The organism is Janthinobacterium sp. BJB426 (genome assembly GCF_002735705.1).
Taxonomy (GTDB): domain Bacteria; phylum Pseudomonadota; class Gammaproteobacteria; order Burkholderiales; family Burkholderiaceae_D; genus Janthinobacterium.
This window is the reverse complement of sequence record NZ_PDZL01000009.1, coordinates 40,941-65,237: the sequence shown is the minus strand read 5'-3', so window position 1 is coordinate 65,237 and position 24,297 is coordinate 40,941. Positions and strand designations below refer to the sequence as shown.

General features: G+C 60.2%; 23 protein-coding genes and 1 other RNA gene. 7 read left to right on the top strand and 17 right to left on the bottom strand.

Features of this window, described 5'->3' with window-relative positions; translation table 11 throughout:
- Positions 1 to 72 precede the first annotated feature (72 nt).
- The 15 genes from CSQ93_RS16010 to gyrA all read right to left on the bottom strand — a co-directional run bounded on the left by CSQ93_RS16010 (position 73) and on the right by gyrA (position 17,230).
- On the bottom strand, positions 73 to 783 hold the full coding sequence (locus tag CSQ93_RS16010; RefSeq protein ID WP_099378897.1) for a ComEA family DNA-binding protein: 711 nt from the start codon (positions 781 to 783) through the stop codon (positions 73 to 75).
- A gap of 165 nt (positions 784 to 948) precedes the next feature.
- On the bottom strand, positions 949 to 1,902 hold the full coding sequence (rfaE1, locus tag CSQ93_RS16005; protein ID WP_099378896.1) for a D-glycero-beta-D-manno-heptose-7-phosphate kinase: 954 nt from the start codon (positions 1,900 to 1,902) through the stop codon (positions 949 to 951).
- Positions 1,899 to 3,266 (bottom strand): UDP-glucose dehydrogenase family protein, encoded by a 1,368-nt coding sequence (locus tag CSQ93_RS16000; protein WP_099378895.1) that lies wholly within the window; start codon positions 3,264 to 3,266, stop codon positions 1,899 to 1,901. The genes rfaE1 and CSQ93_RS16000 overlap by 4 nt, the downstream gene beginning before the upstream one ends.
- 85 nt (positions 3,267 to 3,351) lie before the next feature.
- Entirely contained in the window at positions 3,352 to 4,527 is a 1,176-nt protein-coding gene (gene lapB, locus CSQ93_RS15995; protein WP_099378894.1) for a lipopolysaccharide assembly protein LapB, read from the bottom strand.
- Between the two features lie 46 nt (positions 4,528 to 4,573).
- Entirely contained in the window at positions 4,574 to 4,876 is a 303-nt protein-coding gene (locus tag CSQ93_RS15990) for a LapA family protein (protein ID WP_034751796.1), read from the bottom strand.
- 254 nt (positions 4,877 to 5,130) lie between these two features.
- Complete coding sequence (locus CSQ93_RS15985) at positions 5,131 to 5,436, bottom strand: integration host factor subunit beta (RefSeq protein ID WP_008446215.1); 306 nt, start codon at positions 5,434 to 5,436, stop codon at positions 5,131 to 5,133.
- 17 nt (positions 5,437 to 5,453) lie between these two features.
- Positions 5,454 to 7,166: a 30S ribosomal protein S1 gene (rpsA, locus tag CSQ93_RS15980; RefSeq protein WP_071650172.1), complete on the bottom strand. Its 1,713-nt coding sequence runs from the start codon at positions 7,164 to 7,166 to the stop codon at positions 5,454 to 5,456.
- Between the two features lie 112 nt (positions 7,167 to 7,278).
- Entirely contained in the window at positions 7,279 to 7,947 is a 669-nt protein-coding gene (cmk, locus tag CSQ93_RS15975; RefSeq protein ID WP_099378893.1) for a (d)CMP kinase, read from the bottom strand.
- 16 nt (positions 7,948 to 7,963) lie between these two features.
- On the bottom strand, positions 7,964 to 9,319 hold the full coding sequence (gene aroA, locus CSQ93_RS15970) for a 3-phosphoshikimate 1-carboxyvinyltransferase (RefSeq protein ID WP_099378892.1): 1,356 nt from the start codon (positions 9,317 to 9,319) through the stop codon (positions 7,964 to 7,966).
- Between the two features lie 18 nt (positions 9,320 to 9,337).
- Positions 9,338 to 10,246: a prephenate dehydrogenase gene (locus CSQ93_RS15965; RefSeq protein WP_199534429.1), complete on the bottom strand. Its 909-nt coding sequence runs from the start codon at positions 10,244 to 10,246 to the stop codon at positions 9,338 to 9,340.
- A gap of 4 nt (positions 10,247 to 10,250) precedes the next feature.
- Positions 10,251 to 11,357, bottom strand: a complete 1,107-nt coding sequence (gene hisC, locus CSQ93_RS15960) for a histidinol-phosphate transaminase (protein WP_099378891.1) — start codon at positions 11,355 to 11,357, stop codon at positions 10,251 to 10,253.
- A gap of 127 nt (positions 11,358 to 11,484) precedes the next feature.
- Positions 11,485 to 12,555 carry a prephenate dehydratase gene (gene pheA / locus CSQ93_RS15955; RefSeq protein WP_077400751.1) on the bottom strand — a complete coding sequence of 357 codons (1,071 nt, stop codon included), beginning with the start codon at positions 12,553 to 12,555 and terminating at the stop codon, positions 11,485 to 11,487.
- 180 nt (positions 12,556 to 12,735) lie between these two features.
- The gene (gene serC / locus CSQ93_RS15950; RefSeq protein ID WP_099378890.1) at positions 12,736 to 13,827 is read right to left on the bottom strand and encodes a 3-phosphoserine/phosphohydroxythreonine transaminase; all 1,092 of its coding nucleotides are present in this window, start codon (positions 13,825 to 13,827) and stop codon (positions 12,736 to 12,738) included.
- Between the two features lie 27 nt (positions 13,828 to 13,854).
- The gene (locus tag CSQ93_RS15945) at positions 13,855 to 14,439 is read right to left on the bottom strand and encodes a DUF2059 domain-containing protein (protein WP_158301261.1); all 585 of its coding nucleotides are present in this window, start codon (positions 14,437 to 14,439) and stop codon (positions 13,855 to 13,857) included.
- 106 nt (positions 14,440 to 14,545) lie between these two features.
- Entirely contained in the window at positions 14,546 to 17,230 is a 2,685-nt protein-coding gene (gene gyrA / locus CSQ93_RS15940) for a DNA gyrase subunit A (RefSeq protein ID WP_099378888.1), read from the bottom strand.
- 656 nt (positions 17,231 to 17,886) lie between these two features.
- On the opposite strand from gyrA, the gene ompA reads away from it, so the two are divergent.
- The 7 genes from ompA to CSQ93_RS15900 all read left to right on the top strand — a co-directional run bounded on the left by ompA (position 17,887) and on the right by CSQ93_RS15900 (position 22,841).
- Positions 17,887 to 18,597, top strand: a complete 711-nt coding sequence (ompA, locus tag CSQ93_RS15935) for an outer membrane protein OmpA (protein WP_034782001.1) — start codon at positions 17,887 to 17,889, stop codon at positions 18,595 to 18,597.
- Positions 18,598 to 18,724: 127 nt separating this feature from the next.
- Complete coding sequence (gene ubiG / locus CSQ93_RS15930) at positions 18,725 to 19,420, top strand: bifunctional 2-polyprenyl-6-hydroxyphenol methylase/3-demethylubiquinol 3-O-methyltransferase UbiG (RefSeq protein WP_099378887.1); 696 nt, start codon at positions 18,725 to 18,727, stop codon at positions 19,418 to 19,420.
- A gap of 68 nt (positions 19,421 to 19,488) precedes the next feature.
- Positions 19,489 to 20,193, top strand: a complete 705-nt coding sequence (locus tag CSQ93_RS15925) for an HAD family hydrolase (RefSeq protein WP_099379013.1) — start codon at positions 19,489 to 19,491, stop codon at positions 20,191 to 20,193.
- An 83-nt stretch (positions 20,194 to 20,276) separates the two neighbouring features.
- Positions 20,277 to 20,637, top strand: a transfer-messenger RNA (tmRNA) gene (gene ssrA, locus CSQ93_RS15920).
- Between the two features lie 418 nt (positions 20,638 to 21,055).
- Positions 21,056 to 21,373, top strand: coding sequence for an HNH endonuclease (locus tag CSQ93_RS15915; RefSeq protein ID WP_099379012.1), 318 nt, complete (start codon positions 21,056 to 21,058; stop codon positions 21,371 to 21,373).
- 206 nt (positions 21,374 to 21,579) lie between these two features.
- On the top strand, positions 21,580 to 22,131 hold the full coding sequence (locus CSQ93_RS15910; RefSeq protein WP_099378886.1) for a GNAT family N-acetyltransferase: 552 nt from the start codon (positions 21,580 to 21,582) through the stop codon (positions 22,129 to 22,131).
- Positions 22,132 to 22,421: 290 nt separating this feature from the next.
- Positions 22,422 to 22,841: a hypothetical protein gene (locus CSQ93_RS15900; protein WP_099378885.1), complete on the top strand. Its 420-nt coding sequence runs from the start codon at positions 22,422 to 22,424 to the stop codon at positions 22,839 to 22,841.
- 406 nt (positions 22,842 to 23,247) lie between these two features.
- On the opposite strand, the gene CSQ93_RS15890 is transcribed toward CSQ93_RS15900, so the two are convergent.
- Together CSQ93_RS15890 and CSQ93_RS15885 are read right to left on the bottom strand one after the other, a co-directional pair.
- Entirely contained in the window at positions 23,248 to 23,616 is a 369-nt protein-coding gene (locus CSQ93_RS15890) for a hypothetical protein (RefSeq protein ID WP_158301260.1), read from the bottom strand.
- A 13-nt stretch (positions 23,617 to 23,629) separates the two neighbouring features.
- A complete protein-coding gene (locus CSQ93_RS15885; RefSeq protein WP_099378882.1) occupies positions 23,630 to 24,091 on the bottom strand; it encodes a penicillin-insensitive murein endopeptidase in 462 nt (153 codons plus the stop codon).
- Between the last annotated feature and the right edge of the window lie 206 nt (positions 24,092 to 24,297).

Genomic DNA, 24,297 nt, shown 5'->3' with positions numbered 1-24,297 from the left:
GGCCGGTACCGCGCGGGGTTTTCTTCTCGTGCTGCGCGGCACCACCACGCAACACGCTTCACAGCAACACGCTTACTTTTTCTCGGCTTCGGCCTTCTTCGCGTCGGCAGCAGCCAGTTTGGCTTCCTTCTTCGCAGCCGCTTCCGCAGCCTTGGCTTCTTTCTTGGCGGCCGTTGCCGCTTTCTTCGCGGCAGCAGCTTCCTTCTTCGTTTCGGCAGCCGTTTTCACTGGGGCGGCATCGGCCGCGGCAGCAGCAGGAGCCGGCGCTGCGGCAGGCACCACCTTGGCGGCGGCGGCTTCTTTCTTCGCGGCAGCAGCAGCGGCCTTGGCTTCTTTCTTCGCGGCGGCAGCTTCTTTCTTCGTTTCAGCGGCTGACTTGGCTGGCGCCGCAGCGGTGTCGGTCGCAGCAGCTGGCTTCGGTGCGGCTTCTTTCGCTGCAACTTCCTTCACAGCAGCTTCCTTTTTTGCCGGGGCAGCTTTCGCCGCCGGGGCGGGTGCTGCCGGCGCGCCGGACTTGGCCTGGCCATTCACTTGCAAGCCCGCTTCCGACAGTTTCACGGAACTTTTCGGACCGATGCCTTTTACGCGGGTTTCAAAATCAGCCCAATCCTTGAAGGCGCCGCCCTTGGCGCGTTCATCGATGATGGCTTTCGACGTGACGGGGCCGATGCCCTTGACGCTATCGAGTGCCGCCTGGTCCGCCTTGTTGACATCGACCTGGGCAAAGGCAAAGCCCATCGTCGCGATCAGGGTGGCGATGGCCAGCAGTATTTTTTTGAACATGGATATCTCTCCGTAAGGTGGTTTCAAGATGACTCGAACGCAAAGGAGGAACGGCGCCTTAACGGCTTAACGGCTGGGGCGTGATACGGTTGACAAGACGGGACAGCGGAACGGTGGGAAAACCTGCGCCAGATCAAACGCTCTGACGCAGGTGAGGCCGCATAGTTACTGCGGGAACAGCTCTTCGCGGGTGACGGTGGCCGTGCCCAGCTTGCCGACGACGATGCCGCCGGCGCGATTGGCCGTGCGCACGGCGTCGCCCAGGGCCATGCCGGCGCCCAGCATGGCCGCCATGGTGGCGATCACCGTGTCGCCGGCGCCCGAGACGTCGAACACTTCGCGCGCATCGGTCGGCATGTGCAACACCTCATCGGCCGTGTACAGGCTCATGCCTTCTTCCGATCGGGTCAGCAGCAAGGCGTCCAGACCCAGTTGCGCGCGCATCTGCTGGGCACGTTCCGTGAGTTGCTCTTCCGTATTCCAGTTGCCGATCACGCGGCGCAGTTCGGACTTGTTCGGAGTGAGCACTGACGCACCCGAATAGCGGCTGAAATCATCGCCTTTCGGGTCGACCATGACGATCTTGCCGGCCGCCCGGGCCGCCTTGATCATCTCGGCCACGTTCACCAGGCTGCCCTTGGCGTAGTCGGACAGGACCACCACGTCATAATCGGGCAAGAGGGCATTGAACTGCGCCAGCTTGTCGCGCAGCACCGTATCGCTGGGCGCATCCTCGAAATCGATGCGCAGCATCTGCTGCTGGCGGCCAATCACGCGCAGCTTGATGATGGTGGAAATGGCCGCATCGCGCTGCAGATAGCTGTGGATGCCGCCGCCTTCGAGCAAGCGCTCGACCTGGCTGCCCGCCTCGTCGTCACCCACCACGCCCAGCAAGCTCGTCTTCGCTCCCAGCGCGGCCGCATTGCGCGCCACGTTGGCCGCGCCACCGAGACGCTCTTCGCGCTTCTCGATGCGCACGATGGGCACGGGCGCTTCCGGCGAAATACGGCTGACGTCGCCGAACCAGTAGCGATCCAACATCACATCACCCACCACCAGCAGGCGTACCTGGGCCAATGCGGCCGGCGCCGTCAAGGCGAGCACCTCATGGGCGCTCATGCGCGCGTCAGGATCGAGCGACCGATCCCGTGATATTCGATGCCATTCTCGGCCATGACGGCCGGCTCGAACAGGTTGCGTCCGTCAAAGATCACGGCCTGCTTCAGGCGCGCCTTGACCTGCTCGAAGTCGGGGCTGCGGAAGGCTTTCCATTCGGTCACGATGACCAGCGCATCGGCGTCCTGCAGCGCATCCTTCGGGCTGTCGGCAAAGCGCACCTTCGCCAATTGCTCCGGCGTCAAGTCCAGTTGCAGCACGCGGCGCGCCTCGGCCATGGCGACGGGGTCGTACACGGCCACGGTGGCGCCGCGCCCCAGCAAGTCAGCCAGCAGCACGCGGGCCGACGCTTCGCGCATGTCGTCCGTATTCGGCTTGAAGGCCAGGCCCCACACGGCAAAGTGCCGCCCCGTCAGATCTTCGCCGAAGCGAGTGACCACTTTGCGGCCCAGCACCTGCTTCTGCTGGTCATTGACGGCTTCGACGGCACGCAGGATCAGCAATTCCTGGCCATGGCCGCGCGCCGTGCGCTCGAGCGCCTGCACGTCTTTCGGGAAGCAGGAACCGCCATAACCGCAGCCGGCGTACAGGAAGCTGTGGCCGATGCGCGGGTCGGAACCGATGCCGTGTCGCACGGCTTCGATATCGACGCCCACCTTGTCGGCCAGGTTGGCCAGTTCATTCATGAAGGAAATACGCGTGGCCAGCATGGCGTTCGCCGCATACTTCGTGAATTCGGCCGAACGCACATCCATCCAGTAAGTGCGTTCGTGATTGCGGTTGAACGGCGCGTACAGGCTTTTCAGCAGTTCGCGCGCACGCTCGCCGTCCGGCGTGGCGTCGACGCCGATGACGATGCGGTCCGGGCGCATGAAGTCTTCGACGGCCGCGCCTTCCTTGAGGAATTCCGGATTCGACGCCACCGAGAACGTGGCGGCCACGCCGCGCGCATCGAGTTCGCCCTGGATGGCGGCGCGCACTTTTTCGGCCGTGCCGACGGGCACGGTCGACTTGTCGACGATGACCTTGAATTCCGTCATGTACTTGCCGATGCCGCGCGCGGCCGCCAGCACGTATTGCAGGTCGGCCGAGCCGTCTTCATCGGGCGGCGTGCCGACGGCGATGAATTGCATCACGCCGTGCGCGGCAGCGGCTTCGACATCGGTGGAAAAGGTCATGCGGCCGGCGGCACGGTTGCGCGCCACGACTTCTTCCAGGCCCGGTTCATGGATGGGGATGCCGCCGCTGTTGAGCAAGGCGACCTTCTGTACGTCGAGGTCGAGGCAAAAGACGTCGTTGCCCAGTTCCGCCAGGCAGGCGCCGGTCACGAGGCCCACATAGCCCGTGCCGATAATGGTGATTTTCATGGTTGTGCCGTATTTCTTATTTGTAAATTTCGGGTACTACATACAAGTACACGCCACGTTGCGCAGGGCAAGGTGGCGTGTCGGTTTAATTCATGACGTTGAGTTCTTCCGTGCGGCGCGGTGGATACGTTTCCCACTTGTTGCAGCCCGGGCAGTGCCAGTAGAACTGGCGAGCCTTGAAGCCGCAGTGGCTGCACTGGTAGCGCGCCAGCTTCTGCGTGTAGCCGTGCACGAGGTTTTTCACCATCGACAGCTCCGACCAGATGGCGGCCGGCGCATCCATCATGCGCGCTTCCAGCAGTTTATCCAGGCCCAGCAGGGTCGGCGTGCGGCGCAGCTCGGCGCTGACCAGCTGCTTCGCCGCTTCCACGCCGTCGAGTTCGATGACAGCCTTGAAGACGACTTCGATCAGGTCGATCGACGACGCTTCTTCCAGGTAGGAGCGCAACAGGTTGACGCCTTCCTGTGGACGACCCAGCTTGGTATAACCATCCATCAGGCGCTGCGCCACCAGGGCCACGTGCGGCACGCTCTGCTGCTCCACGCGGCGCCAGGTGGTCAGCGCGCCTTCCACGTCGCCGCGCGCCAGCAGCACGTCGCCCGTCAGGATGGTGGCGCGCACGCTCTTGCGGTCCGTCTGCAAGGCTTTTTCCAGCAGCGGCATGGCTTCGTCCGGCTTCATGTGCACCAGCGCGTCATGTGCCAGTTCGCAATAGAACTGGGCGATTTCCTTCTGGCGCGCGCCGGCGCCCGATTCCTGCAAGCCCACGGCCGCTTCGATGGCGCGTGGCCATTCCTTTTCGCGCTGGTAGATTTCCAGCAGCGCGCGGCGCGCCTGGGCCGCATATTGCGTGTCGATCAGGCTATTGAAGGTTTCTTCGGCGCGGTCCAGCAAGCCTGCCTTCAGGTAATCCATGCCCAGCTCATAGGCGGCGTGGCCCTGCTGTTCCAGCGGCAGGTCCGGGCGCGCCAGCAAGTTCTGGTGCACGCGGATGGCGCGCTCCGTCTCGCCGCGGCGGCGGAACAGGTTACCCAGCGCAAAGTGCATATCGGCCGATTCCGGGTCCAGCTTGACGACTTCGATGAAGGCATCGATGGCCTTGTCATGCTGTTCATTGAGCAGGAAATTCAAGCCCTTGAAGTAATTGCGCGGCAGGCTGCGCGATTCGGACACCAGTTGATGAATGTCCACACGCGCGGCAATCCAGCCCAGCGCGAAAAACACGGGGATACCCAAGAGCCACCAGAGTTCAAATTCCATGCGATTGTTTTTATTCGAGTAAGAGAGATAGGAGCGATGGCGCCGCTTACTGCGCGCTCACGCTGTCCGGTTGCGGCTGGACATTGCTGGCCACGCCAACAGTCTGCAGCGCGGCAATGGTGGTTTTTTGCTTGGTCGCTTCGCGGCGGTGACGGAACACGGTCGGCGTCAGGGCCAGTACGCCCAGGCTGGCGCCAGCGACAAAAAAGCCCAGCAGCATCAGGACCAGGGGGCCGCGAATTTCATAATTGAGGAAAACATGCAGGTCGACAACCTGCGCATTCTTCAGCGCAAAACTGAAGAACAGGACGAAAAGAACACAGCCAACGATGGTGGAGATGATTTTCATCGATAGGTCCAGAAAGAGCAAAAAAATACCAGTGCGACATGGCAAATGCCAAATGGCACAAACGTAGAGTGCTGATCAAACCGTAGCGAGCGGCAGTGATTTGTGGCCGAGAAGCGCAACCGTACTGAAGTACGGTGAGCATCGCCGGCCGCAAAGCGCGCCGCGCAGTAGGTTTGAGCAGTGCTCTACAGCATATTAACAAAAAAAAGCGGCATCCAAGGACGCCGCTTTCTATGTCGCCTTCCAGCAGACGATTAATCCTCGATTATCGGTTGCCCGACCATCGCATCCACCCGCTCGCGCAACTGTTTGCCCGGCTTGAAGTGGGGTACCCGTTTTTCGGGAACCATCACCTTGTCGCCGGATTTCGGGTTGCGGCCGATGCGCGGGGGCCTGCTGTTCAGGGCAAAACTGCCAAAACCGCGGATCTCGATGCGCTGACCGGTCGCCAGGGCGTTGGTCATCGCATCGAGAATGGTCTTGACGGCATACTCCGCATCTTTCGCCACCAGCTGAGAATAACGCTCAGCGAGGCGGTTGATCAGCTCGGACTTTGTCATCTGCCGTATCCGCAGTCTTAGTTCTTGTTATCGAACTTAGCTTTCAACAAGGCGCCCAGGCTGGTGGTGCCCGAAGCTGCGTTGTTGTCGGTAGCTGCCATCTTCTGCATTGCTTCCTGGGTTTCAACGTTGTCTTTCGCTTTGATCGACAGTTGGATACCACGGGCTTTGCGGTCGATGTTCAACACCATAGCTTCGACGGTGTCGCCGACTTTCAGGTGCGTACCAGCATCTTCAACGCGGTCGCGCGAGATTTCGGAAGCGCGCAGGTAGCCTTCAACTTCTTCGGACAGTTGGATTACGGCGCCTTTAGGCTCAACCGATTTAACGGTACCGGTTACCAGCGAGCCCTTGTCGTTCATGGCTGCGAAGTTGTTGAATGGATCACCTTCCAGTTGCTTGACGCCCAGGGAAACGCGCTCGCGCTCAACGTCGATGGCCAGAACGATGGCTTCCAGTTCGTCACCTTTCTTGAAGCGACGCACGGCTTCTTCGCCGGTTTCGGTCCAGGACAGGTCGGACAGGTGCACCAGACCGTCGATGTTGCCGGCCAGGCCGATGAACACGCCGAAGTCGGTGATCGATTTGATCGCGCCGCGGACTTTATCGCCCTTCTTGTGGGTCACGCCAAAGTCATCCCAAGGGTTGGCTTTGCACTGTTTCATACCCAGCGAGATACGACGACGCTCTTCGTCGATTTCCAGAACCATCACTTCTACTTCGTCGCCCAGTTGGACAACTTTGTTAGGAGCAACGTTTTTGTTCGTCCAGTCCATTTCGGAAACGTGTACCAGACCTTCGATACCCTGTTCCACTTCAACGAATGCGCCGTAGTCGGTCAGGTTCGTTACTTTACCGAACAGACGGGTGCTTTGTGGGTAACGACGGGACAGACCGGTCCAAGGATCGTCGCCCAGTTGTTTCACGCCCAGCGAAACACGGTTTTTCTCTTGATCGTATTTCAGGACTTTGGCGGTGATTTCCTGGCCAACCGTCAGAACTTCCGACGGGTGACGTACACGGCGCCATGCCAGGTCGGTGATGTGCAGCAGGCCATCGATACCGCCCAGATCCACGAACGCGCCGTAGTCGGTGATATTTTTGACGACGCCGGTCACGACCGTGCCTTCTTTCAGCGTTTCCATCAGTTTCTGACGCTCTTCGCCCATCGAAGCTTCGATGACGGCGCGGCGGGACAGAACCACGTTGTTACGCTTGCGGTCCAGTTTGATGACCTTGAATTCGAGGGTTTTGCCTTCGAATGGGGTGGTGTCTTTGACAGGACGGGTATCAACCAGCGAGCCCGGCAGGAATGCGCGGATGCCGTTGGTCAATACGGTCAGACCGCCTTTGACTTTACCATTGACGGTACCGACGACGATTTCGCCCGATTCCATCGCTTTTTCCAGAGCCAGCCACGAAGCCAGACGCTTGGCTTTGTCGCGCGACAGGATGGTATCGCCGAAACCGTTTTCCAGCGATTCGATCGCCACGGAAACGAAGTCACCAACTTTGACTTCCAGTTCGCCGTGGTCGTTCTTGAATTCTTCGACAGGGATGAATGCTTCGGATTTGAGGCCAGCGTTCACGATCACGAAATTGTGGTCGAGGCGCACGACTTCAGCGGAAATAACTTCGCCGGAGCGCATATCTTGACGCGACAACGATTCCTCGAAGAGCGCAGCAAAACTTTCCATACCGGTAGATTCGTTAGTTGTAACAGTAGACATAGGGTTCACACAGGTTATCCAGCAGAGATCGCACGATGCGACTTAAACTGGGTTAGGTTTTTGACACACCCGGACAGGCCAGGAGCCGTCAACGGGCACCACATAGCACAGGCTATTTTGCTGCAGCGGCATGCCATTTCAACACGGTTTCGACGGCTTCATCAGCCGTCATTGCCGAGGTATCCAGGACATGCGCCCCTTCCGCGGGGACCAGCGGCGCAATCGCACGGTGAGTATCACGTTCGTCCCGCGCCTGCAAATCCATCAGAAGGTCTTCCATATTAGCAGAAAAACCCTTGTCTATCAATTGCTTGTAGCGCCGTTGCGCGCGCGCCTCGACGCTGGCCGTCAGGAACACCTTCAATTGGGCGTGCGGAAAGATCACCGTGCCCATGTCGCGCCCGTCGGCCACCAGGCCTGGCGTCTTGCGAAAACCCAGCTGCAAACCCACGAGGGCATGGCGAACAGTTGGCAATACGGCAATCTTCGACGCCGTATTACCCACCTCTTCAGCACGAATCTGCTCGGTGACATTTTCATGCGCCAGCAGGATCTCGCCACCGGCGAAGTGGCAAGGCAAGTGTTCGGCCAGCTTGGCCAGCGCGTGCTCGTCGCGCAAATCCGTGCCACGGCGCAGCGCCGTCAGGGCCGTCAGGCGGTACAGCGCGCCCGAGTCCAGGTAATGAAAGCCCAGCTTGTCGGCTACGCGGTGCGCCACCGTACCCTTGCCGGAAGCGGTGGGGCCATCGATGGCGATGACTGGGATGTTGGAGGTCGGCATAGTATTAGGCAATCAATTAAATCAGGGTGTCTTTGGCAATCCCCGCGAATGCGGCGAAATACTCGGGGAAGGTCTTGGCCACGCATTTCGGGTCGTTGATGCGCATCTCGTTGCCGCGCCGCGCGGCGCCGTCCAGCGAAGCGAGCGAAAAGCACATGGCCATGCGGTGGTCGTCGTACGTGTCGATGGTGGCGGCAAGAATCTGCGCAGGCGGCGTCACGCGCAGGTAGTCCGCACCCTCTTCCACTTCCGCACCGAGTTTGCGCAATTCCGTTGCCATGGCGGCCAGGCGGTCCGTTTCCTTCACCCTCCAACTGGCGATATTGCGCAAGGTCGAGGTGCCATCCGCGTACAGGGCGGCCACGGCGATCGTCATGGCCGCGTCGGGGATGTGGTTGAAATCCATGTCGACGGCTTTCAGGACGCCGTTCGAGCGGGCCTCGATCCAGTTCTCGCCCATGGTGATGGTCGCGCCCATCTGCTGCAAGGCTTCGACGAAGCGTACGTCGCCCTGGATACTGTCGCGCCCAACCCCTTCCACGCGCACGGGACCGCCGCCGATGGCGCCGGCCGCCAGGAAATACGACGCCGACGAAGCGTCGCCTTCCACGTGGATCGTACCAGGACTTTGATATTGCTGGCCCGGCTGCACGGTGAACGACTGCCAGCCGTCATGCTCGACCGTCACGCCGAAGCGGCGCATCAGGTTCAGGGTGATCTCGATGTACGGCTTCGAAATCAGCTCGCCCGTCACGTCGATGGTGACCGCATGGTCGCGCGCCATCAGCGGCGCCACCATCAAGAGGGCCGTCAGGAACTGGCTCGACACGTTGCCGCGCACGGCGATGCGCTGCGCGTGGATATGGCCGCGGCGGATGCGCAGCGGCGGGAAGCCCTGCTCGCCCGTGTACTCGATCTGCGTGCCGACAGCGTTCAGCGCGTCGACCAGGTCGCCGATCGGGCGCTCGTGCATGCGCGACACGCCATGCAGCGTGTAGTCGCCGCCGATGACGGCCAGCGCCGCCGTCAGCGGGCGAATGGCCGTGCCGGCATTGCCCATGAACAGATCCGCCTCGTGGTGCGGGAACACCCCGCCGCAGCCTTCCACGTGATGCACCTGGTGGGCAGTGGCCGGGTCGCCCGTCAATTCATCCTGCGTCCATTTCACGCCCAACGACGTCAATGCCGTCAGCATGACAAAGGTGTCGTCGGAGGCAAGCAAGTCGATGATTTTCGTCGTGCCCTTGGCCAGCGCGGCCAGCAGCAGCACGCGGTTGGAAATACTTTTCGAGCCGGGCAGGCGCACCGAGCCCTCGGCGTGCATCACCGGTTTCAGATCGATATGGTGGGGATAGTGCTTGGTCTGGGTCATGCTGGAATCCTTGAGTATTTATCGTGTGGGCGCGGGTGGAATTTCCGCCGTTTCAATCGCCTCGATCCATTGCTGCCGCGCGTGCTGGGCGTTCGCGTACACGCCTTCGATGGCGGCGCCGTCGTTCGCGGCCAGGTGGGCGCGCAAGGTCGTCAACTGCGCCAGGTAGGCGTCCAGTTCGTGCAGCAGCGCCGGCTGGTTGGCCAGGCTGATGTCGCGCCACATTTCCGGCGATGAGCCGGCGATGCGCGTAAAGTCGCGAAAGCCGCTGGCCGCGTACTGGAACAGCAGGCCCGCGTGCGGTTTGTTGGCGATGTCGTCGACCAGCGCAAAGGCCAGCAAATGCGGCAGATGGCTGACGGCGGCAAACACCTTGTCATGTTCTTCGGGGCTCAATGTGTGCAGGATGGCGCCGCAGGCGCGCCACGCGGCCGCCACGCGCTCGACGTCAGCCGCGGCGTTCTCCGCCAGCGGCGTGAGCACCACTTTCTTGCCTCGATACAGATCGATGATGGCGGCGTCGGGACCGTTCGTCTCTCGCCCCGCGATCGGATGGCCGGGCACGAATTGCGCCACCTTGCCACCGAGCGCCGCGCGCGCGGCCGCCACCACGTCGCTCTTCGTGCTGCCCGCATCGGTGACGATGGTACCGGGCTGCAGGTGCGGCGCGATGGATGCCAGGATGGCGCCCGTTTGCGCCACGGGCGCAGCCAGCAGCACCAGGTCGGCGCCAGCGATGGCCTGCGCCATGTCGCCGCCGATCTCGTCGATGATGCCCAATTCGAGCGCGCGCGCCATCGATGCCGGCGAGCGGCCCATGCCGACTACCGTGCCGACCGCGCCCGCGTGTTTCAAGGCGCGCGCGAACGAGCCGCCGATCAGGCCTACGCCAAAAATGACGACCTTCTTCAGTGCAGGCGTCGTCATAAGGTCAGGCCAGCGCTTTCGTCAGCGCGGCGATGAAGATGGCGTTTTCCTGCGGCAGGCCGATGGAAATGCGCAGCCATTGCGGCAAGCCATAGCTGCCCACGGGACGCACGATCACGCCCTGTTTGAGCAGCGCCAGGTTGACGCGCGCGCCCGCTTCATCATCGTCGCCCACCTTGACCAGCACGAAATTGCCGTGCGACGGCACATATTCCAGACCCAGTTGCGTAAATGCCTCGGTGAACTGCTGGTAGCCGGCCGCGTTGTTGCGCGCGCTTTGCTCGAGGAATGCCTTGTCGTTCAGGGCGGCAATCGCAGCCGCTTGCGCCAGCGAGTTGACGTTGAATGGCTGGCGGATGCGGTTCATCAGGTCCGTCAACACCGGCTGGGCGATGGCGAAGCCGATGCGCAGGCCGGCCAGGCCATACGCCTTCGACAGCGTGCGCGAGACCACCAGGTTCGGATACTGGCGCACCCACGCCGTCGACTCATACTGGTCGTCGGCCGACAGGAATTCGTTGTAGGCCTCGTCCAGCACGACGACGACATGCGCCGGCACTTTCTTGAGGAAGGCTTCCAGCTGCGCCGCCGTCAGGAAGGTGCCGGTCGGGTTGTTCGGGTTGGCGATGAAAATCAAACGCGTGTCGTCGGCAATCGCCGCCGCCATGGCGTCCAGATCATGACCATAGGCTTGCGCCTGCACGACGAGGTGGCGCGCGCCCAGTCCTTGCGTGGCCAGCGCGTACACGGCGAACGAATACTGCGAGTACACGACGGATTCGCCATGCTGCACAAACGCGTGCGCGGCGATTTCCAGGATGTCGTTGCTGCCATTGCCCAGGGTGATCCAGTCGGCCGGCACGTCATAGCGTTTCGACAGCACTGCCTTCAAGTCGAAGCCGTTGGCGTCCGGGTAGCGGCCCAGGTCATCGATGGCGGCGATCATCGCCTGCTTGGCCGATTCCGGCATGCCGTACGGGTTTTCATTCGACGCCAGCTTGACGATGGCTGCCTCGTCGAGGCCGAATTCGCGCGCGACTTCCGCGATCGGTTTGCCGCTCTGGTAAGGGGCGATGGCGCGGACGTATTCTGGACCGATATTTTTAGACATGGTGTTCTTTAAAAGTTGGTGAATGATTAGGCTGGTGGTTTTTGTTGGGTTACGCTGCGCTAACCCAAGCTACGGCTTATTGTAGGTCGGATTAGGCGGCAGCCGTAATCCGACACCACCGTCGGCGTCACAAACTGACCGGATATGACCCCAGCACCTTGAAAAACGCCGCATTGCTTTGCAGCTCGGCCAGCGCCTGGGCGACGGCCGCGTCGTGCACGTGGCCTTCCACATCGACATAGAAATAATACTCCCAGCTGCCCATGCGCGCCGGGCGCGACTCGAAGCGCGTCATCGACACGCCGTGTTTCGCCAGGGGCGCCAGCAACTGGTACACGGCGCCCGCCTTGTTCGGCACGGCCAGCACCAGCGACGTCTGGTCCTTGCCCGACGGCGCCGTCTGCAAGGTGCCCACGACGGCAAAGCGCGTGCGGTTGTGCGGATCGTCCTGGATATGGCCCTTGACCACGCCCAGCTTGTACTGCGCGCCGGCCAGTTCGCTGGCAATCGCCGCCACCGTGCCATCTTCGCCTGCCATGCGGGCAGCTTCGGCGTTCGATGCGACGGCATGGCGCGCGATGTGCGGGTAGTTCTGGTTCAGCCACACCTGGCACTGCGCCAGCGCCTGCGAATGGGCGCAGATGGCGGTGACGCCATCCATGTTGCCGCTCTTCGTCATCAGGCTGTGGTGCACGGCGATCGCCACCTCGCCACTGATGATGAGGCTCGTCTGCAGCATCATGTCCAGGGTGCGGTTGACGGCGCCTTCCGAGGAATTCTCGATCGGCACCACGCCGAAGTCCGCCGTTCCCGCCTCGGCGGAACGGAACACTTCATCGATGGAGGCGCACGGCAAGCCTTCGACGGCGCTGCCGAACTGCTGATACACGGCCTGTTCGCTGAAGGTGCCGGCCGGGCCAAGGTAGGCCACGGTGACGCGCTTTTCCAGCGAGCGGCAGGACGACATGATTTCGCGGAAGATGGTCTGCACTTCGCGGTCGCCCATGGGGCCAGGATTGCGTTCGGCCACGCCGCGCAGCACCTGCGCTTCGCGCTCGGGGCGGAACACGGGCGCCTGGGTTTCCGCTTTCACGTGGCCCACTTGCTGGGCGATTTGCGCGCGGCGGTTCAGCAGTTCGAGGATTTGCGCGTCGATCGCATCGATCTGTTCGCGCAGCGGTTTCAATTTATCGGTCATGGTTGGTTTGTTTCGTCAGCTGTACTTCAATCATGGCCGCGCGGCCTGCGCCGGCGGCGGGCCGGCGCGCTTATTCATGAGAATGCCGGACAAAATGATCAGGGCTAGGCGCGTTGCCGCTGGCAGTACGAATGTACGACAAGGCAATGCAACAACGCCCTGGACTTTTTGGCAGGCATTCTAGCGTCCGGCAAACTCGTTCAGATAATTCACCAAGGCTTGCACGCCCTCGATCGGCATCGCGTTATAGATCGATGCACGCATGCCGCCGACGGACTTGTGGCCCTTCAATTGCAGCAGGCCGCGCTGCTTGGCGCCGGCCAGGAATGCGTCGTTCAAGCTTTCATCGCGCAGATAGAACGGGATGGTCATGCGCGAGCGGTATGCGGGGTCGACCCGGTTCTGGTAAAAGTCGTCCGCATCGAGCGCCGCGTACAGCAGCGCCGCTTTCTCAATATTACGCTGTTCCATGGCTGCAACGCCACCCTGGCGTTTGAGCCACTGGAAAACCAGGCCGGCGATATAGATGCCATAGGTGGGCGGCGTGTTGTACATCGACTCATGTTCGGCCACGATGGTCCAGTCAAAGGCCGATGGGCAGATCGGCAAAGCCTTGCCCAGCAAGTCTTCGCGCACGATGACCAGGGTCAGGCCGGCCGGACCGATATTTTTCTGCGCGCCGCCGAAGATGACGCCATATTGCGACACGTCGATCACGCGCGACAGAATGTGCGACGACATGTCGGCCACGATGGTGGTCCCCGCCGGCACGTCCGGCGCCTGCTGGAATTCGACGCCGTCGATGGTTTCATTGGTGCAGATGTGCAGGTAGGCGGCGCCTGGCGTCAGCTTCCACTCGGAGACCGGCGGCACGCCCGTGAAACGGGCAGCCTTCGACGACGCGGCCACGTTGACGTTGGCGTACTTGGCCGCTTCCTGGATCGACTTGCCGGACCACGAGCCTGTGTGCACGAAGTCCACGGTGGCCGGCTGCTGCGCCGCCAGGCCCACCAGGTTCATCGGAATGATGGCGTTCTCGCCCAATCCACCGCCCTGCAGGAACAGGATCTTGTAGTTGTCGGGCACGGCCAGCAGTTCGCGCAGGTCGGCTACCGCCTGCTTGTAGATGGAAATGAATTCGGGACCACGATGGCTCATTTCCATCACCGACATGCCACTGCCATGCCAGTCCTGCATTTCAAAGGCCGCTTGCGCCAGCACTTCCTTGGGCAAGACGGCGGGGCCGGCTGAAAAATTGTAGATATGGGTCACGATACGGTCCTTGGCAAAATGGGAATCTTATTGGGGCGACTGCGTGGCCGCCCGCATGACCTGGTCAAGCACCGCATTCACGCGCGGGATCAGCACGCGCTGGCTGATGGCCATCGATTCGGCCGACAGTTGCGGCATGGTGGCCAGCATCTTGCGGCCCAGCGGCGTCTTGTAGAAGGCCGTCAGCTGCTCGACTTCGGGCACCGTGTAAAAGCGCGCGTACAGGGGCACCATTTCAGCGGCCAGCTCGTCGATCAGGGTCGGGTCGGCCAGCACCTGCGTCAGGGTGCCGATGGCCAGGGGAATTTCTTCCTCGGCGCTGGCCAGCGCGCGCGCCTTGCGCTGCTCGTCCAGGTTCGGGTTGCCGCTGATTTGCTGCTGCGCCGACTGGCGGATCATGGCGGGCACCGATTGCAGCATCTGGTCGAAGATGTTGCGCGTCAGTTGCGGAAATTGCATCGCATCGAGCATGCGCCGCACGGCCACTTTCATGGCGGGGCTGGGCGCCGCCTGGCGCGCGGGCGTGGCTTGCGCACTCTGGGCCAGGGCCGGCAGGGTCGCAAGAAAAGCCAGCGAAAACGCGGCGAAGAAGGTGGCGACGATTTTTCTCATGGCATGCAGGACTCTATAAAAGCGGGGAACTATCTGGGGTATGCAGGCTGGCGCCGCAACTGGCGCGCCAATAGCAATTGGGGCTCCCGAAAGAGCCCCAATCATCTTACTCCGGCTGGGCCGGATCTGCCGGATCGGCCGGTTCAGCCGCTGCCGGCGCGGCTGCGGCATCCGTGCCCGCCTCCGTCGTCAGCTCGACTTCGTCGATATCCGTTTCCACCACGCGCTGCAGGCCGGACAGCTTGGTGCCGTCTTCCACGGCGATCAGGGTCACGCCCTGCGTCGCGCGGCCCATCTCGCGGATTTCCGACACGCGGGTGCGGATCAATACGCCACCGGTGGTGATCAGCATGATTTCATCGCTGGTATCGACCAGGGTCGCGGCAACCACTCTACCGTTGCGCTCGCTGGTCTGGATGGCGATCATGCCTTTCGTGCCACGGCCATGGCGCGTGTACTCGGTGATCGGCGTACGCTTGCCGTAACCGTTTTCGGTTGCCGTCAGCACCGACTGCTGCTCGTTCTCGGCCACCAGCAGGGCGATCACGTGCTGGCCTTCTTCCAGGTTCATGCCGCGCACGCCGCGCGCCGTACGGCCCATCGGACGCACGTCGTTTTCGTCGAAGCGCACCGCCTTGCCCGAATCGGAGAACAGCATCACGTCGTGCTGGCCGTCGGTCAGCGCCGCGCCGATCAGGAAGTCGCCGTCGTCCAGGTCGACCGCGATGATGCCGGCCTTGCGTGGATTGCTGAAGTCCTTCAGCGGCGTCTTCTTGACGGTACCGAGGCTGGTCGACATGAACACGTAATGGTCTTCCGGGAACGTGCGGTTCTCGCCCGACAGCGGCAGGATCACGGTGATCTTTTCGTTGTCCTGCAGCGGGAACATGTTGACGATCGGCTTGCCGCGCGAATTGCGCGAGCCTTGCGGCACTTCCCACACCTTCAGCCAGTACATGCGGCCACGATCCGAGAAGCACAGGATGTAGTCGTGCGTGTTGGCGATGAACAGCTGGTCGATCCAGTCTTCCTCTTTCGTCGCCATCGCCTGCTTGCCACGGCCACCGCGTTTTTGCGCGCGGTATTCGGTGATCGGCTGCGCCTTCATGTAGCCGGTGTGCGACAGGGTCACGACCATGTCCTGCGGCGTGATCAGATCTTCCGTTTCCAGGTCGGTCGCGTTCAACTCGATCTGCGAGCGGCGCACGTCCTTGTTGCCAGCGCCGTATTCGTTCTTCGCCGCCGTCATTTCATCGGTGATGATGATGGTGACGCGTTCCGGCTTGGCCAGGATGTCGAGCAAGTCGGCGATATGTTCCATCACGTCCTTGTACTCGTTGACGATCTTGTCCTGCTCCAGACCGGTCAGGCGCTGCAGGCGCATCTGCAGAATTTCCTGCGCCTGGTCGTCCGACAGCTTGTACAGGCCATCCATTTGCATGCCATAGTGCTTCGGCAGGTTTTCCGGACGGTAGGCATCGATGCCGCCTGGCGTCGTGCCGTCACCCGTGCGGGCCAGCATTTCGCGCACGACGGACGAATCCCATGCCTTGGCCATCAGCTCGACCTTGGCGATCGGCGGCGTCGGCGCGGCCTTGATGATGGCGATGAAGTCATCGATGTTGGCCAGCGCGACAGCCAGGCCTTCGAGCACGTGGCCCCGTTCGCGCGCCTTGCGCAGTTCGAACACGGTGCGGCGCGTCACCACTTCGCGGCGGTGCGACAGGAAGCATTGCAGCATCTGCTTGAGGTTCAGCAGCTTCGGCTGGCCATCAACCAGGGCCACCATGTTCATGCCGAAGGTGTCTTGCAACTGGGTCTGCTTGTACAGGTTGTTCAGCACCACTTCCGGCACTTCGCCCCGTTTCAGCTCGATCACCACGCGCATGCCCGATTTATCGGATTCGTCGCGGATGTCGGAAATGCCGTCGAGCTTCTTGTCGCGCACGTTTTCAGCGATGCGTTCCAGCAAGGATTTCTTGTTGACCTGGAATGGCAGCTCGTCGACGATGATGGCGATGCGGCCGCCATCCTTGCCGTATTCTTCGAAGTGGGTCTTGGCGCGCATGACGACGCGGCCACGGCCCGTGCGGTAGCCGTCGCGCACGCCGGATACGCCGTAGATGATGCCGGCCGTCGGGAAATCGGGCGCAGGAATGATTTCGATCAATTCATCGATCGTGCATTCCGGGTTGCGCAGCACGTGCAGCGCGCCGTCGATGACTTCGGTGATGTTGTGTGGCGGAATGTTCGTCGCCATGCCGACGGCGATACCGGACGAGCCATTGATCAGCAGGTTCGGGATACGCGTCGGCAAGACCGTCGGTTCCTTTTCCTTGCCATCATAGTTGGGCTGGAAGTCGACGGTGTCCTTATCGATATCGGCCAGCAGCTCGCCGGCGATCTTGTCCAGGCGACACTCGGTGTAACGCATCGCCGCGGCGCCATCGCCGTCGACGGAACCGAAGTTGCCCTGGCCATCGACGAGCATGTAGCGCAGCGAGAAATCTTGCGCCATGCGCACCAGTGTGTCGTAGATCGAGGCATCGCCGTGGGGATGGTATTTACCCATGGTTTCGCCGACCACGCGGGCGCACTTGACGTAAGGGCGGTTCCACACGTTATTCATTTCATGCATCGCGAACAAGACGCGGCGGTGCACTGGCTTCAAGCCATCGCGCGCATCGGGCAAGGCGCGACCGACGATCACGCTCATGGCGTAATCGAGGTAGCTCTTGCGCATCTCTTCTTCGAGGGAAATAGGAATTGTTTCTTTTGCGAATTGATCCATTGGCGGTTCGACTGATCTCAGGCTGTGGTTAACTTATCTGTTACGCAATGTATGACGCAATACTGCATATCCTGGGTGGCTGTCGTCGTGGACGCCGCACCGCGCGCTGCTGGCGCGGCCCGGCTTCCATGTCGCAGAGTGCCAGAACAAATCGGCGGGCTGGCGGCGCGGCCAGTACGGGTACCGCAGTGGTACGTGCTGGCCATGCAGTGCCGCCGTGGGCATTTGCCCGACACTCTTAACAGTCAAGCGCACGATTTTAGCATGCGCGCCCAGCTACCTGTACAAATTGGCCATACCAACAAGATTGGCAGTTTGCATCGGAGCCGTGCAAGTTGACCTGTCGATAATGCACAATGGCAATATCAGTTCAAGACACCTGCCCTTAAAAGAGGCAAAAAAAGCGATCAATTGTTACAGACGCGTTACAAATGGGCATTTTCGTTGCGCAAAAACAACGCACGGTCTAAAATCGGGCAAGCTTTGATTTAACCACGGTCGTGCGCCCCTGATGCGTGTGGCAAAATGACTGGGAAGTTAATTGCTAGTTTCGCAATCTGAAACGAGCGCATATGGTCTACATGATAAAATCTTGGCACGTAGCACCAGTAGCGCAGTGTTGTTCTGCGGATATCACCCCCCGAAAGGAAAAAAGAATGAATAAATTTGTAACGCTGTTTTTCGCTGCATCCGCAGTGATTGCTGGCTCGGCTTCGGCCCAAACCCCAACCTCCCCACCATTCGCGCCAGTTACCACTGACATCAAAGCACCAAGCCCAAAAAGCGCTTACGTGCAAGATGCCCGCGGCGTAATCGTGCGTGACCCATTCGGCCTGTGCTGGCGTACCGGCTACTGGACACCTGCTGACGCAGTGCCAGGTTGCGACGTGCCACTGTGCGTAGAGCCAGAAACCCTGCAAGACGGCAAATGCGTGGCTCCTCCAGCACCAGTCGTACCAGCACCGGCACCAGTCGTTGTCGTACCAGTACCAGTTGTTGTTGCTCCTACCTCGGAAAAAGTCAGCTTCGCTGCTGATGCATTCTTCGATTTCGACAAAGCTACGCTGAAGCCAGAAGGCAAAGCCAAGCTGGACGAGCTGTCCGCACAACTGGGCGGCATCAACCTGGAAGTCATCATCGCTGTGGGTCACACCGACTCCGTCGGCACCGATGCTTACAACCAAAAACTGTCGGTACGTCGTGCTGATGCTGTCAAAGCCTACCTGGTCACCAAAGGCGTTGAAAGCAACCGCGTGTACACCGAAGGCAAAGGCGAGAAACAACCTGTTGCTGATAACAAAACTGCCGAAGGCCGTGCGAAAAACCGTCGCGTGGAAATCGAAGTTGTTGGTACCCGCAACAAGTAATAGCTGAACTCCTGGACTTGCCGCAAGTCATCGCGCAAGTCAAGAACAGCATGAAAAACCCCGCCACGGCGGGGTTTTTTTTCGTCCGTGGCTGCCCAATTGTAAAATTGCCGCTATTATTCGACCTATGAACGCCGACCCTCTCGAAATCCAAAAATTCAGTGAGCTGGCCCACCGCTGGTGGGACCCCACTTCCGAGTTTCGTCCCCTGCACGAAATTAACCCCCTGCGCCTGGAATGGATCAACGCGAAAGTGCCGCTGGCCGGCAAGCGCGTGATCGACATCGGCTGCGGCGGCGGTATCCTGGCCGAATCGATGGCCCGCAAGGGCGCCGACGTGACGGGCATCGACCTGTCCGAGAAGGCGCTAAAAGTTGCTGACCTGCACAGCCTGGAATCGGGTGCCAAGGTACGCTACAAGCTGATCGCCGCCGAAACCATGGCCGAGGAAGAGCCGGGCCAGTACGACGTCGTGACCTGCATGGAAATGCTCGAGCACGTGCCGGACCCTGCCGCCATCGTCAAGGCTTGCGCCACCCTGGTGAAACCGGGCGGCCACGTCTTCCTGTCGACCCTGAACCGCAACCCGAAAGCGTATCTGTTCGCCATCCTGGGCGCCGAATACCTGCTGCGCCTGCTGCCGAAAGGCACGCACGACTATGACAAATTCATCACCCCGGCCGAACTGTCGCAATACCTGCGCAGCGCCGGCCTGGACGTCAACAGCATGCGCGGCATGGGCTACAATCCGCTGACCAAGATTTACTCACTTAATAGCGATACCAGCGTCAATTATCTGGTGGCCTGCACCCGGCCGCTGTAACCATCACGCACATTACAAGGCGGCTGCGGCCGCCATTTTTCATTCCTACTTGACACACTTTGCCCGCCATGATCACTGCCCCTCTGCCAGCCCCGCACGCCATCCTGTTCGACCTCGACGGCACCCTGGCCGACACCGCGCCCGACCTGGCGGCGGCCATCAACCTGCTGCGCGCACGCGCCGGCTTGGCACCGACCCCGTATGACATCCTGCGCCCCACGGCCTCGGCCGGCGCACGCGGCATGATAGGCGCGTCATATGGCATCGGCCCAGGCGAAAGCGGCTACGAAGCCCTGAAAGACGGTTTCCTGAACAATTACGAAGCGGCCCTGGCCGTGGAAAGCCGTTTATTCGACGGCATCCCCGCCATGCTGGAAGGTCTGCAAGCCCTGGGCCTGGCCTGGGGCGTGGTCACCAACAAGGCCGCCCGCTTCACCGACCCGCTGGTCGGCCAGATCGGCCTGGGCGCCGCCGGCTGCGTGATCTCGGGCGACACCATGGCGCACCCGAAGCCGCACCCCGCCCCCCTGCTGGAAGCGGCGCGCCGCCTGGACCTGGCGCCGGAAGACTGCTGGTACGTGGGCGACGACCTGCGCGACATCCAGGCCGGCCGCGCCGCCGGCATGCGCACGGTCGCCTGCGCCTGGGGCTACTGCGGCCCCATCGAACCGCAGCACTGGAACGCGGACCATCTGCTGGACACGCCGCTGGCGTTGCTTGAACTGGTCAGCGCCGTGGTGAAGGCAGCGCAGGAGCGGCAGTTGGCGGCATAAATCGGCCTCCGCTTGATCTGGCACGCAAGCAAGCGAATGCATCATGCAAGAGTGTGCAGATTGCGCTACAATGAAGGTTCTGTGGGGACGACCTGGTTTCGACGTGGGTTGCAAAGCAGCGCAGGGCATACCGAGGGCGGGCTACCTCGTAAATACAACCTGAAAAAACTTAACTGCAAACGATAACTCGTACGCACTGGCAGCTTAATCGCTGTTAGCTCTAGAACACCTCGTCCCTGGGGTGGGCCGTCAAAAGCTCTAGAGTCATTTACAGGGACTCGTCGTATGCTGGGTTACTTAGCGTCCGACTAAATAATAGGTAACTCGCTTGCCCATAACGTGCACATCCGTGCTGGCTGAGTTAAATTAAATGATAGTGCTAAGTATGTAGAACTGTCTGTAGAGTGCTTGCGGACGCGGGTTCGATTCCCGCCGTCTCCACCACCGAATAAATAAAAAGGGCTTCCCCGTTTTGGCGGGGAGGCCCTTTTTATTTATTCCATGCATGCAGAACGCGGGCGTCGCGTCCGGTACGGACGCGGGGGTTTTGCGGGACTTCGGCGAGCGCAGCTCGGCGCCGCAAAACCGGGTTGCGCTTGCAAGCGCAACCCTCTCCGATTCGTCTGGCTGGCTCTTGCGCCGCAGGCGGTTTTTCCTAGCAACAACATCAGCCGCTCAGGCCGTGTACGAATGCCGGACTAGCTCAACCTGCCTCTTACTCCTTGCGGATGCAGATCCGGCGACCAGATCACAAGCGGAAATTGTGTTCGGTCTCTAACGATGAAATCTACCTCCTGACTGTCATGCAACATCAGGGGCCAATGATATAGTGGCGGGAATGTATTCACTGAAAGAAACTGCCATGAAAAACGACGCAACCGCTCGCCCGCAAGCCACCCAAGCACCTGCCAGACTCAGCAAAGGGGACTTCGTCACCGCACTGCGCAAGCTGCTGCAAGAAGAAGGAAAGGCCGGCAAGACCAGCGTGGACGTACGCGCTGCGACCCTGCACACCGACGTTGGCATTTATCCGGCGCGCGGCCACTCCATGCCGACCTGTTGCACGGTAATGTATGAAGAGATGCAGCCCGGTGACGAGATACTGCTGACGCCACCCGGCGGCAAAGGACCTACGCTGCTGGTACGGTATAAATTCCCACGCGGAGAATCGCAGCCTTAAGCTACTGGTGGCGATTCAGAGCGCTAATCTGCTTTGTCCGCTTTCGCCTGCGGATCATCGGGTATATGCCACGATTTAAATCTTAGGGGAATGTCCCTTCACTCACGAAGATTTGCAAGTAAGTAATTAGTTTTCGTCGATAGATGGAATGAAGGAATTTACAAGGTCGTCCTACATTGCATCCCCTCTCACTAGATCGAAATAATATGATTAATATTCGTGAAGCCAGAACCGCTGACCTGAGTACTCTACGTGAAATTGGCTGTCAGACCTATCGAGAGCATTTTTCGGAAATTTGGTCCTCTGATGGAATATCAGATTTCTTAGACCAAGATTTTTCGCCCAGCGCGCTTGAAAGTTCGCTGAATTCATTAAACCAAGTCTGGCTTGTTGCTTCCGACGAAGGCGGCAAAGTCGTAGGATTTTCCAAGGTCAACTTGTCGAAGCCGGTGCCAACAATCGGTGAGGTGGGCTTAGAGCTCCAAAAGATATACTTCCTCAAATCCGAGGCCGGGCGTGGCTATGGAAAACAGCTTTTAAGCTACATTTACGACCTGGCGATAAAGCGCGGGGAGAGCTTGGTATGGCTCGATGTACTCAAGACCAATTCAAGTGCTCGGCGCTTCTACGCAAGCCTTGGTTTTCAAGAACGCGGTGAAATCCCCTTCAAAACGGACATGGCAGAAATTGGAATGATGGTAATGGTCTGCCATCTTTCCAATAACACGCTTCCTCATCACGCGTCCATTACCTCGTAATTAGCCTCGCTCGCCATCCTCGCATCTGTCATGCCTCAGCCAGTACGCGGTCCGGCCAGACAAGAATTAGCGGCGGCGGTAGCTCTTGGCGCCGCTGTCGCTCAGACAGTACTGTCCGCCACGCGGTCCAGTGCAGTAGTTTCCACTGCGACAGAAGCAACCGGAAGAATCGGCCACAGGCTCCTTGGCCGCCTAGCCAGTTGCAAGCAAAGGCAAGATCATCAAGGTAACCACGCAGAAGCGCCACCTGGCCGGGAGCGATCTCACGCATTGGCAAAGAAATCCCAACCATGAAGATTGCGCGCCTGCTTTCCTCCAGTTTCCTCGTGCTAGCTGTGGCCCTCGTCGTCTATGGTCTTTTCGGCTTCTCCCGTTTTACGTGGCACACCGGCGTCTACTATGACGAGCGCATGATCCTGTTCGACCACGGCGTCTATCCTTTTGCGTGGGGTATCGCATTGCTGCTGATGGGGCAAATCGCCCGCTTGCACCATCGTCGTCCAGCCATGCTGCTCGCCGCTGGCGCCGCCCTGCTGCTGCTTCTCTGGAAGCGTGTAACAGTGCCCGCTGCCATCGCCAATCAGCAACTTTTTCCGGATCCTGCTTTACTGGAGGGACTGATTGTTACCGCTGCCGTGGTGATCGTCCTGGCGCTGATAGACCGCCCCGTCGAGCAGGCCATCCGCAAGGCGCTTGCTCGTACCCGGTGACCCTTGAAGGTCCACCGCCGCCCCCACTACTCGCCACACACCGCCCCACCAACCGCTCCTCCGATACTCAACCCCGTCGACAAATCAAAGCCAAAATCGCAGTGATGGCCATCCTTTGGCCGATATCGGCACAGCAGCATGTCACGATGGCGAACGCGTATTTGTGCATCGGGACAGCCATTGGGCAAATCCGGCCCCATGGCGTCGAACATGTCTCTGGCAACGGCTCCCGTCAAACGAAACGCGACTTTGGTATCGCCCGCAATCGGGGCTACGGCTTCGTCAAGATATCCGCCATAGATCGCGTACGAAGCTGAAAAAATCCTCTCTGCAAACGCCCATACGGCCCGAGCCTGGTGCGCCAACAGCAGGCACAGTAGCGTGATGCCTAGCAGGCTGGCCCGCCTCAGCATATGGAGCCGCCGATGCTGCGCCCCGTCAGCAGATCAAAGCCAAAGTCGCAATGATGGCCATCACGGGGATGGTAGGAGCAGCTCACTTCCGCCCGCTGGCGCAATCGATATTTGCCATCCACGCCGCACGCGTTGCGCAAGTCGGGCCCCATCGCATCAAATAGCTGTTTCGCCGCCTTGCCGTCGATCCAGAACGCGATGCGCTTGTCTTTCCTGGTTGGCGGCTGCGGATCGCTCAGGCTTCCGCCATAAATCGCATAGCGGCCTTTGAATGACTGGTAAGAAAATAGCCATTTGGGAGCGGATTGGGCCATGGCCATAGCCAAAAAAAGAAGAAGAAAAACAGCGAGAAGGCGTTTCATATCATCAGCCTTGCTACTTGATCGTGACATGAAAATGGTCGTCGTGCCGTATGAGGGGTCTTACCCGGGGAATAGTGGGATCATTAAAAAAAATAACGTGGACAAAGCTGAATTCAAAAAATATGCGGATTAACTGGGCCGTGGCATCGCGGTCGTACTGAGAGTCAAACCTTGTTACAGGACTATCCATTTTGTCTTTGCGAAGCAATCGGACGTCGACGTCTTTTCCGCTTCGATGACTTTTATGTTCACTGTAGGGAGCGCCATCAGCCAGGCTGATATTTCCAAAACCAATTTTCCGGTTATCGATACCTTGCCATTGATGCTCAACCAAAAACAGGAGCGAAAGCAGCTTGGGATGCGCATATTGGCCGGCGCCATTCGGCGGCGTCCCGTAGGTGTAATATCCCGCGCCTTCAGGTCGTTGCGGAAGATTGAAATAGCCGCGTGCATCCTTTGGCTGCAATTCCAGCATGCGTACTCCTGAATGTAAAATCCCGAACTCAGCTCAAACCAATGGCAGGATGCCCCCCTTGGCAGGACTCCTTGCACGCTCGCAAAGAAATCTGTGCGCTCGACAATTCTTACCGCTATACATTTTCTGAGCATTGCGAAGGATCAAAGATCCGTACGTTGGTGGACTTGTTGCCAGTTGAAGCGATGGCGTTGCGCCATTTCGAA